Source organism: Nocardioides sp., from assembly GCF_036274455.1.
In the GTDB taxonomy this organism is placed as follows: Bacteria; Actinomycetota; Actinomycetes; order Propionibacteriales; family Nocardioidaceae; genus Nocardioides.
The window spans coordinates 1-9,418 of record NZ_DASUFR010000040.1 but is presented as its reverse complement, the minus strand read 5'-3'; the positions used below and the strand labels follow the sequence as shown (position 1 = coordinate 9,418).

The window sequence follows — 9,418 nt, the reverse complement described above, 5'->3', positions numbered from 1 at the left end:
CCGGGCGTCGCTGGTCGACGGGTTCGTGGACATCGAGGGCGGCGAGGCGTGGCTGCACGGCGTGCACATCCCGGAGTACTCCCAGGGCACCTGGACCAACCACTCGGCCCGGCGCAAGCGCAAGCTCCTGCTCAACCGCGACGAGCTCGACAAGATCGAGCGGCGGGTCAACGAGAAGGGGTTCACCGTCGTGCCGCTCTCGCTCTACTTCCTCAACGGCCGGGCCAAGGTCGAGATCGCGCTGGCCCGCGGCAAGAAGTCGTGGGACAAGCGGCACGCGCTCGCCGAGCGCCAGGCCAACCGGGAGACCGAGCAGGCGGTGGGTCGCCGCCTGAAGGGACGGGATGACTGAACCCCCCCGGGTCGAGCCCGTCGAGACCACCACAGCGGAGGCACCCGACCGGAGCGAGGACGTCGCTGCGGTGCGCACCTTCTGGGAGGGGCTCGGGCTGCCCGGGCTCTTCGATGTGCACGTGCACTTCCTGCCGCCCAACATCCAGAAGGCGGTCTGGCACGTCTTCGACAATGCCGGCCCCAAGATCGGCCGCGAGTGGCCGATCCGCTACCGCGCCTCCCACGAGGACCGCGTCGCACTGCTCCGCGAGATGGGCGTGCGCCGCTTCTCGACGCTGCCCTACGCCCACAAGCCGGGCGTGGCGGCGTACCTCAACGAGTGGTCGCGCACCTTCGCCGAGTCCTACCCCGACGTGCTCTGGTCCGCGACGTTCTTCCCCGAGGAGGGCGTGACGTCGTACGTCGAGACGCTGGTGCGCGACGGCGTCGAGGTCTTCAAGCTGCACCTGCAGGTGGGGGAGTTCCACCTCGACGACCCGCTCCTCGACGACGTGTGGGGCGTGCTCGAGGACGCCGATGTCCCGGTCATCGTTCACGCCGGGTCCGGTCCCGTCGGCAACCAGTTCACGGGGCCGGACTCGATGCAGCGGCTGCTCGCGAGGCACCCGCGGCTGCCGATCATCGTGGCGCACATGGGCGCGCCAGAGGTGGTCCGCTTCCTGCGGCTGGCCGAGGAGCACGAGCGGGTGCGGCTCGACACCACCATGGTGTTCACCGACTTCTTCGGCATGCCCTACCCGGAGTGGCTGGTGCCTCACCTGGCCGACCTGCAGCCCAAGATCCTGCTCGGCACCGACTTCCCGACCATCCCCTATCCCTACGTCCACCAGCTCGAGGGGCTGGCCCGCCTGGACCTCGGTGACGACTGGCTGCGCGCGGTCTGCTGGGAGAACGGCGTCGGGCTGTTCGGCCTCAGTCGATGACCGGCTGCCAGGCGAACGCGTCGTAGTAGCCGCTGCCGACCTGGTGCCACCCGGTGCCGTCGGGCTGGACGACGTATGCCCCCGGCTGTGCCCTCAGGGTGGTGGACACGGCGACCAGGCTGCTGTCCGGGCTCCAGGCCAGCGCCGGTTGGGGAGCCTTGGTGCAGAAGCAACGCCCGGCCCGGTGCAGCACGCGCGGGTCGCTTCCGTCGGGCCGGGCGGTCATGGCGGTGAACTCCACGTTGTAGCGGTACAAGTTGCCGCCCGTCGCCTTGTCACCCCACCTCTCCAGGTCGAAGAAGGCGATGCGCGAACCGTCCGGTGACCAGCTCACCGGCACGTAGTACCACCCGCGCTGTGCAAAGAGGTGAACGGCGCGCACGCTGCTGCCGTCAGCGGCCGCCACGAAGACACCGTCCTCGGTGGAGAACGCGATCTCCGTGCCGTCGGAGGACCAGCTGGGCGAGGCCGTGAAGTCCGCACCGTCGATGCTCAACAGCTCGGACCTCGTCGCGCCCACGCGCTGGAGGCGGACTCCTCCATGGTCCGAGATCGCGACGACGCGACCGTCCGGGGACAGGCTCGCCTCGCAGTAGTCCGGCTCGGGACAGTCCGCCAGCACCTCTCGATGACCGTCCCGCAGCCGGGTCGCGACCACCCGTCCCTCCCTGTCCGGGTAGAGCAACGAGGACCCGTCCGGTGTGAACCGCACCCTCGCGTAGCGCCCGAGGTCGTCCGGCCGGGACGGTGCCGGGCCCTCACCCTCGATCAGGGTCCACCAGCGCATATCTCCCGGCGCGTCCCAGTCGATGCCGATCAGGTCGCCGTTGTGCACCCCGCTGGGCGGCGGTGCCGGCTCGACCCGGCCGTCGCCGCCGGCGGCGAGCCGCCAGCCACCGGCCGCGACCGCGACGGCGGCGACGACGCCGACCAGCTTGGCAGCGGTACGGCGGGCGCGGACGCGCCTGAGCTCGGCGTACCGGCCGCTCACGTCCGGGGTGGTGCGGTCCAGCAGCTCGGTGGCGGCGGCGCGGGCCAGCGTGTCGAGGTCGGTCATCGGTCCTCCACCTCCCCGGTCGTGGTGCCGGTGGTGGCGCCGAGCGTGGTCGCGAGTGCCTTGCGGGCCCGGCTGAGGTGCTGCTTCACCGTGCCCTCGGTGGCGCCGAGGGTGGCCGCGATCTCGGCGAGCGGCATGTCGTAGACGAAGCGCAGCGCGGCGGCCTGCGCCTGTCGCTGGGGGAGCGCGCGGACCGCGGACCAGAAGTCCTCGCTGGAGTCGCTGAGCTCGACGGCTGGCTGGCGGCGGCCGGCGAGCCGAGCGACGCCGCGGAGCTCGACCAGGCGGCGGCGGAACTGGGAGACGGCGAGGTTGGCGCAGGTCCGGCGTATCCAAAGGTCCGGGCGCTCCAGCTCGGACACCTCGCGCCAACGCCGGTAGGCCACCAGCATCGCCTCCTGGGCAACGTCCTCGGCGAGGTGGGCCGGCGCCAGCCCGCGGGCGAGCGCGACCAGCCGGGGGAGCTCGGCGGTGTAGAACTCCTCGAAGCTGCCCCGGCGCGCGGCGCTCAGGGCGCGCTGCGGCGCCGCGACCTCCGTCCGGGACACCTCGCTCATGACCATTACCTCGCCACAGGCTCTGCTCAGGATGACACCGACCGGGAATCCCGTGGGGCCGGCCGCGGTTCACCACCTAGGATGGAGTCACAACTCAAGAGGGGCTGATCGGTTTCGACTTGGGACGCTAGTTCCAGGGGAAGCGGGTCGAGGAGCCAGCGACATCTCGTAAACGACCGCTGGAAACCACAACTGCCAACGCTAAGCGCAGTTCCTTCGCTCTCGCCGCCTGAGCGGTGATCGAAGCGTCAGACCGGGTATCCGTCTCCGGCCCGGACCCTGGCGTCATCTAGGAGACTTGCTGCTCACCTCCAGTCAGGAGGGGTGACCAGGACTCAAACCTGACTGGGCCTGTCGGCGACGTGTCTGAGCGAGCGCCGGGGCCGAGAAAACGCCATCGCAGACTGCACCCGGAGAAGACCTGGTTCGGCGCTCGAGGACGCGGGTTCGATTCCCGCCAGCTCCACACACACACACACAACAACCACACAAGAACAACGAAGTGTTCGCGGAAATCGCGGCACGTACTTCGCAACAATCAGGCCCGGCGCTCCGCGGCGCCGGGCCTGCGGCCGTTAGCGGTCGCCGGCTCCGCCCGGAGGGCGGTCGGGCTCCGCCCGGGCGGCGGCATAGACCGGATGTTGTCGCGAGGTCTGGGTCGAGGTCGGGTTGTGTGTACCACGGCTCGAGCACTCTTCGATAGCGATCACCGAAGGCCCTCCATCGGGCGCGATGGGAGCATGGTCCCGACGCCAGCCGCGCATCAGGAAGGGTTCCTTCCCTCGGTGGACCCGGAGGGTTCTCTGCCTCTCCCTCGAGGGAGCTGGTGCTCAGCCGCCCAGAGCGGTTTTCAGGTCGAACCATGCCGTCCGGTGGTAAGAGGGGGGGACGACCGTCACGCCGTCGAGCAGTTGCTTGATGTCCTCGAGGGGCCGGTTACGGCTCGGGTCGAAGTCGTAGGTGACATCGACCCCGTCGAGGTGAAGCACTACTCGCTCTTGGCCACCGGTCGGGACCACACAGCCGCGGTGGCCTCGGTAGGTGAACTCTGCGGTCTGGGGCTCCCCGTCGTCGCCGACGCACTCGCTCAGGTCCACGGCGTTGGAGACCGAGACCATGACGTCGTCGACCCACACATGGATCGTCCACTCGCCGCTCGATTCGCCGGTGACGCGGTCCGCCTTCGAGATCAACGGCAGTGATGCGGGCGCCGAGTCGAAGCGGACCGGGAGAAGCAGGGCCTGGCCGCCGGACTGAACGGCCTCCGCCACCGTGAGGTACTGCTGACGCAGATCCGGCGGTGGCACCCCGTCTCCGCTTATCCCGACTTCGGCCCACGAGTCCGGTGCGTACCGCCAGATGAGTCGGGCTGTGTAGAGGCCCGACCTGACCTTCTCTGTGTAGGTGCCCGGCAGCCCGTTGACGGTGACGTCCTCGCTCGTTCCGGTCGGTGGCTTGGGGGACCTGCCCTGGTAGTACACCTTCACGACCGCCCAGCGCGCATCATCGCCCACGAAGACGTCCGTCCATTGCGCGTCGCTGTCGATGCCCCAGGAGTCAGACACCTCGATGCCGTGCACTGGTGCGACGTGGAAGCCGAGCTTGCGGACGTCCAGCAGTGACTCGGGCGCGATCAACGGCGTAGTCAGCCCGGGGTTCGTGGTGGCCGGCTGTGAGTCGTCGTCGCGTTGGGAGGTGACGATGGCGTCGATGCCCACGGCTAGTGCCAGCACGGCGACTGCTGCCGCCAGCGGACGTGACCATCGGCGAGACATTCGAACGCGCGAACCCGGTGTGATCGACGGGCCCGACGTCGCGGCGGCGACCAGACGCTCCGCCAATCCGGGCGGCTCTGGCGCGGCGGAGTGTGCTTCCGACAGGGCGGCTCGCAGCTCTCGCTCGAGTTCGGTCGTCTCGGTCATCGGTGCTCACTTCCTCGTCGCTCCGTCTCGCTGACGCGTGTACGCAAGGTGGCGAGACCGCGACTGATGAGACTTCGTACTGTCACCTCTCGGCATCCGAGCGCCGGCGCGATCTCGGCGTCCGGCAGGTCGTGGAAGTAGCGCAGGACGAGCGCGGCGCGTTGCCGTTCCGGGAGGGTCAGCAGCAGCTGCCAGAGCAGCCTTCGATCAGCCACGAGCACTGCCACGTCGAGGTCGGCAGGGCCGTCCGGCAGCTCCCACACCGCCAGGTCGCGTGCGGATGGCCGGCGGCGCGCACTAATGAACCTGTTGGCCAGGGCTCGACGGACATAGGCGACGGACCGCTCGGCCTCGGCAACCCGCGTCCATTTGGGAAACAGCGCGGCCAGGGTGTCCTGCAGCAGGTCCTCGGCAGCATCGGGGTTGCCGGTCAAGAGGTACGCCGTCCCGTAGAGCGATCGGCTATGTGTCCGCACGAAGGCGGTGAAGTCCGCCGCCTCGAGCGTCATCTCCATACCCCTCATGTCCACCAGACGCTCAGCATCGCCGATGTGTGGCGGTTCCATGCGTCGAACTCGAAGGTCGGGGTGGCACACTCTCGGCTACCGGCCAGATTCTGCGCGGCACCGGCAGATACAGCGGCATCGAGGCACCATCGACATGCGGATCAGCGACAGCGGCCGCGCCGTGTACACCCTGCGATACACCACTCTGACGCGACAACCGCATCGGCGAGCTCGCCCAGATGCCACCGACGGCATCGACTCGAGGCGTCGCAAGGATCGCGCTTGATCGCGTTCCGACCCTGCCGGCATGGAGCGAGTATCACGCCTTCGGTCAGGCCGGGTCGTGGCGAAGCAACCGCCGGGTGAGCAGGGGGCCGGACACGACGGCCGTCCAGATCCAGAAGGCCGTGAACGGGACGAAGGCGATGTCGGTGGTCCAGATGGCCCGGGCGAGCACCTGACCGGCACCGGCCAGGACAGCCCACCAGCCCAGCCAGCTCGGCAGGGCGGCACCGGAGAGCATGATCGAACCGACGCACAGCGCCACCGCGCCGGTCGCGACCCATCCGTTCGCGAACGACAGGTTGCCGAGGTCGAAGGCGTAGCGGGCGACCTGCGGGTCGATGTCCTCGGAGCGATAGGCCGCTGCGTCCCAGGAGGCGATCTGCCCCAGACACGACGCTGACGACGCCGGCCGCCGCGAGGAACGCGGACCGCCAGGGCAGCTCGCCGTCGTACGGCCGGAGCAGGAGCGCCAGGCCCGTCGTGAACCACAGCATCGCGATCCAGGCCCACCGCGGTCGCGTACGAGCTGGCCGCGCCGAGGGTGTCGTCGATGGAGCGCAAGAACGTGACGATCTGGTCGGTGTCGCTGGTGAACGAAGCGGACTGGTAGTCGTTCGCCAACGACGCGCGAGAGCACCAGGAGCCATCTGGACAGTCTTGACGGGCCGGCGGCAAGGGCGAGATTGTCACCCCGTGTATCACGGCCGGGAGCCGAGCGCTCCTCGTCGCTGTCCGTGCTAGACGACCCTGGGAGCTGTCGTGGCCCGATTGCGCATCCTCGTCCCCGTCGCCACGGCGCTCGCTGCGGCAGTCGCGTTGCTTGGGGCGTCACCGGCCTCGGCCGCGCCGTCCGGCACCTGGACGATCAACCTCGACTGCAGGACCGAGAACGGTCAGCAGATCGACATCGTGGTCGTCGACTACAGCTTCGACGGCCTGAACACGAACACCGCGGGCTTCGTCGCCGGCCGGCACAACTACGGACCCGGCATGAACGACTTCGTCCAGACCCTGAACAACACCACCACCGACGGCGCGGGCCACACCGCGAACACCTACGAGGTCCTGAAGTCGCACCTCAGCTTCGGGGCGTACACGCCCACTGCGGGTGACGTCTTCGACTGGCGGGTCTCCCTCGACGGGGCCGGCATCGTCCTGACCGGAAGCACCCCGCTCGGTGGCACCGGGTGCGCGGGTTCGGTCATCACTCCCGGGACGCCGACCATCTCCGGCACGGCGAAGGTCGGCATGGTGCTCAGCGCCGTGCCGGGTTCGTGGTCGCCGTCCGGGGTCGCTCTCTCCTACCAGTGGCACGCCGACGGCACCCCGATCCCGGGCGCGACCGGACAGTCCCTGCCGCTCACGGCCACCCACCTCGGCCGGGTCATCGCCGTCAAGGTGACGGGATCCAGGACCGGTCTTCCCACCGTTTCCGTCACCAGTGCGACCACGCCGAACGTCGCCCCGGGGACGCTCGCGCCGCCGCCCCAGCCGAAGATCAAGGGCACCCCGAAGGTCGGCAAGAAGCTGACCGCCAAGGCCGGCTCCTGGGGCCCGGGCACCGTCTTGAGCTACCAGTGGTACGCCAACGGCAAGGCCATCTCCGGCGCCAAGAGCAAGAAGCTCAAGCTGAAGGCCTCCCACGCCGGCAAGCGGATCACCGTGCGGGTGACCGGGACCCAGGCGGGCTACGAACCGATCACGAAGCGCAGCGCGGCGACCGCGAAGGTCAAGCACTGAGGACCTGAGCCGGTCACGCGACCCGACGGCTCAGCGTGTGGTCTTGACGATCTGGAAGGTGTCGGTGAAGGGGATGCCGGGCTGGCCGTTCAGGTCGCGCTCGACGCCCGAGACCGACTTCGTCGCGACGACACCGGTGCTGAGTGGCTGCGCCGTGCCGGCGGTCCAGCCCGACGCCATCGTGAGCGAGACGGCCACCAGGTCCCCCGTGGTCGAGTCGTAGGTGTACTTCACGCCGTCCCCGGCGCTGGTGTGCTCGACGGCGACACTCTCGAGTGCGTGGTTCTGGACGCCGTCTTGAACCACCGACCCGCACGGTCCGCTGCTGACCTCCCAGTCGTGGTGCCAGGTGTCGGACAGGCCGACCAGGCTGACCTTGCCCCTGACGCCCGGGCCGAGGACGAAGTCGGTCGCCACCAGCGTCCCCGCCGCGTGAGCAGTCAGGGTGTCGGTGATGGTCGAGTCGCAGAAGTCGGGATAGGCGAGCGGCCGGTTGCTGTGCTTGTGCTCGAGCGAGGACCACGTGCTGGACGCGTACGGAAGCGCGGCGGTGCCACCGAACGTGGTGGCGCCAGGTTCGATCGCGAGGGGCGCGCTGGCCGAGAACCGCACGTCACGCGACTCGCTGTAGTCGCCGGTGTCGGTGTACGTCGTGTCGCTGTGGTCGTAGGTGTAGTGCACCGAGCCGGAGCTGACGTGGGTGTAGACCAGCTCATAGCCGAAGCACTGGTCGAGGATGCTGAGGTCGATCGCGTTGGTCGAGCCGAGGAGTCGTTGCAGCTCCAGCACGGACAGGACGTCGTCGCGTGAGGCCTGGGTCTGCTCGACGCGACACCTCGCGAGTGACGCGGCCAGGGCGTGGTTGAGCAACTCGTCCGGGAAGAGGCTGCGGATGTGCTCCAGCAGCTGGCGGAGGTGGCCGCCGACCGAGCCCGGGAGCTGGTCGCCGAGCGCGAGGACATCTGAGCTCCAGCCGACCAGCTCGAGCTCCTCGGCCAGCGTGAGGGTCAGGTCCACCGCGTGTCCGGCCCTCGAGTCGTCGCTCATGGCGGCGTCGATCTCGTCGGAGGCCTGCTGCGCGAGCTCCTCGAGGTCGGCCGCGAGACGTCGGTCGGATGCCGAGACCGCCATGTCACGCTCCACGGCGGCGCCCGGGCTCGTCTGCGCCCGCTTGCCCTCGCGGCGCTGCTCCGCCCGAGTCGCCGCACCTTCGCCGTACACCGAGAAGTGCCGGATCGAGAGCGTCATCCTCCGGCCGGAGCGGGACGGATAGATGTGGAAGGAATGCCCGTCGCCGGTGGCGGCGAACGCTGTCTGCACCTGACGCCGCACGGCGTGCCGCGGGTGCAGCACGAGCCTCGCCGGCTTGACCAGGACGAGACCCTCGGGCGAGAGCCGGACGGCTCCGGCGATGCCCTTGGCGAACGGGACGCGCTTGACCGCCTTGAGAGGCGTCACGGTGATCGTGGTCTCCGAGGCGAGCGCACCTGCGGGTATGTCCAGGGTTGCCGAGACGTGCGACGGAGTGGTCACCCGGATCCGCCCGCCCGCCGACCCGATGGACGCCGTCTTGCTGTCGCGAGCCGGCTTGGGGACGACCCGGAGGGCGGGCACCTTCTTCAGCATCGTTGTCGTGGGCGGTCGTGTGCTCGGTGCAGCGGAGACATGCATCGGTCTGGTCGCGGCGCGCGCGCCCTCAGCGACCAGCGGCGTGCCGACGACACCGAGCGCGCCGCAGGTGCTCAGGGCGATCAGGGCGACGAAGGTGCGGCCTCGGTGGCCTCGTGGCAGCGTCATGGGTCTCCTAGGAAGCGGGCCGACCCCGAGACGCGGCCCGGCGATCCTAGGTTGGCGCCGCCCGGCGGCGCATCGCTCTTGTGGGCGTAGTGGCCGCCTGCACACAGGCTGCCTAGCGGACCGTCAGGCGAACCGCTTGCGCTGCTGCTTGACGAACGACCGGCCCTTCTTGCGAGTACGCCGTGCCGCCTTCCGCATCGACTTCGTGTCGACCCGCGACAGCGAACCCTTGGCGGAGTCCTTGGCGTCCTTGGCACCACGCCGGGTCGACTTGCCC

9 protein-coding genes and 1 other RNA gene are annotated in these 9,418 nt (G+C 69.5%); 4 read left to right on the top strand and 6 right to left on the bottom strand.

Annotation, left to right across the window (positions count from 1 at the left end; all coding sequences use genetic code 11):
- On the top strand, nucleotides 1-352 hold a 352-nt coding region (gene smpB, locus VFV89_RS03845; RefSeq protein ID WP_329704580.1), incomplete at its 5' end, for an SsrA-binding protein SmpB.
- Entirely contained in the window at nucleotides 345-1,277 is a 933-nt protein-coding gene (locus VFV89_RS03840; protein WP_329704579.1) for an amidohydrolase family protein, read from the top strand. The genes smpB and VFV89_RS03840, both read left to right, overlap by 8 nt.
- Here VFV89_RS03840 and VFV89_RS03835 read toward each other — a convergent pair.
- Complete coding sequence (locus tag VFV89_RS03835; protein WP_329704578.1) at nucleotides 1,267-2,334, bottom strand: hypothetical protein; 1,068 nt, start codon at nucleotides 2,332-2,334, stop codon at nucleotides 1,267-1,269. The genes VFV89_RS03840 and VFV89_RS03835 overlap by 11 nt on opposite strands.
- Complete coding sequence (locus VFV89_RS03830; protein WP_329704577.1) at nucleotides 2,331-2,891, bottom strand: RNA polymerase sigma factor; 561 nt, start codon at nucleotides 2,889-2,891, stop codon at nucleotides 2,331-2,333. The genes VFV89_RS03835 and VFV89_RS03830 overlap by 4 nt, the downstream gene beginning before the upstream one ends.
- A gap of 100 nt (nucleotides 2,892-2,991) precedes the next feature.
- Between VFV89_RS03830 and ssrA the strand changes: the two genes are divergently transcribed.
- Nucleotides 2,992-3,360, top strand: a transfer-messenger RNA (tmRNA) gene (ssrA, locus tag VFV89_RS03825).
- 361 nt (nucleotides 3,361-3,721) lie between these two features.
- Here the strand turns inward: ssrA and VFV89_RS03820 are convergent.
- The 3 genes from VFV89_RS03820 to VFV89_RS03810 form a co-directional block, all read right to left on the bottom strand.
- Nucleotides 3,722-4,813 (bottom strand): hypothetical protein, encoded by a 1,092-nt coding sequence (locus VFV89_RS03820; RefSeq protein WP_329704576.1) that lies wholly within the window; start codon nucleotides 4,811-4,813, stop codon nucleotides 3,722-3,724.
- Nucleotides 4,810-5,322: a SigE family RNA polymerase sigma factor gene (locus tag VFV89_RS03815; protein WP_329704575.1), complete on the bottom strand. Its 513-nt coding sequence runs from the start codon at nucleotides 5,320-5,322 to the stop codon at nucleotides 4,810-4,812. Before VFV89_RS03815 ends, VFV89_RS03820 begins: the two co-directional genes overlap by 4 nt.
- Nucleotides 5,323-5,650: 328 nt before the next feature.
- A complete protein-coding gene (locus VFV89_RS03810; RefSeq protein ID WP_329704574.1) occupies nucleotides 5,651-5,842 on the bottom strand; it encodes a hypothetical protein in 192 nt (63 codons plus the stop codon).
- A 521-nt stretch (nucleotides 5,843-6,363) separates the two neighbouring features.
- On the opposite strand from VFV89_RS03810, the gene VFV89_RS03805 reads away from it, so the two are divergent.
- On the top strand, nucleotides 6,364-7,344 hold the full coding sequence (locus VFV89_RS03805; RefSeq protein ID WP_329704573.1) for a hypothetical protein: 981 nt from the start codon (nucleotides 6,364-6,366) through the stop codon (nucleotides 7,342-7,344).
- Between the two features lie 30 nt (nucleotides 7,345-7,374).
- Here VFV89_RS03805 and VFV89_RS03800 read toward each other — a convergent pair whose 3' ends face one another.
- Nucleotides 7,375-9,141, bottom strand: a complete 1,767-nt coding sequence (locus tag VFV89_RS03800) for a hypothetical protein (RefSeq protein ID WP_329704572.1) — start codon at nucleotides 9,139-9,141, stop codon at nucleotides 7,375-7,377.
- Between the last annotated feature and the right edge of the window lie 277 nt (nucleotides 9,142-9,418).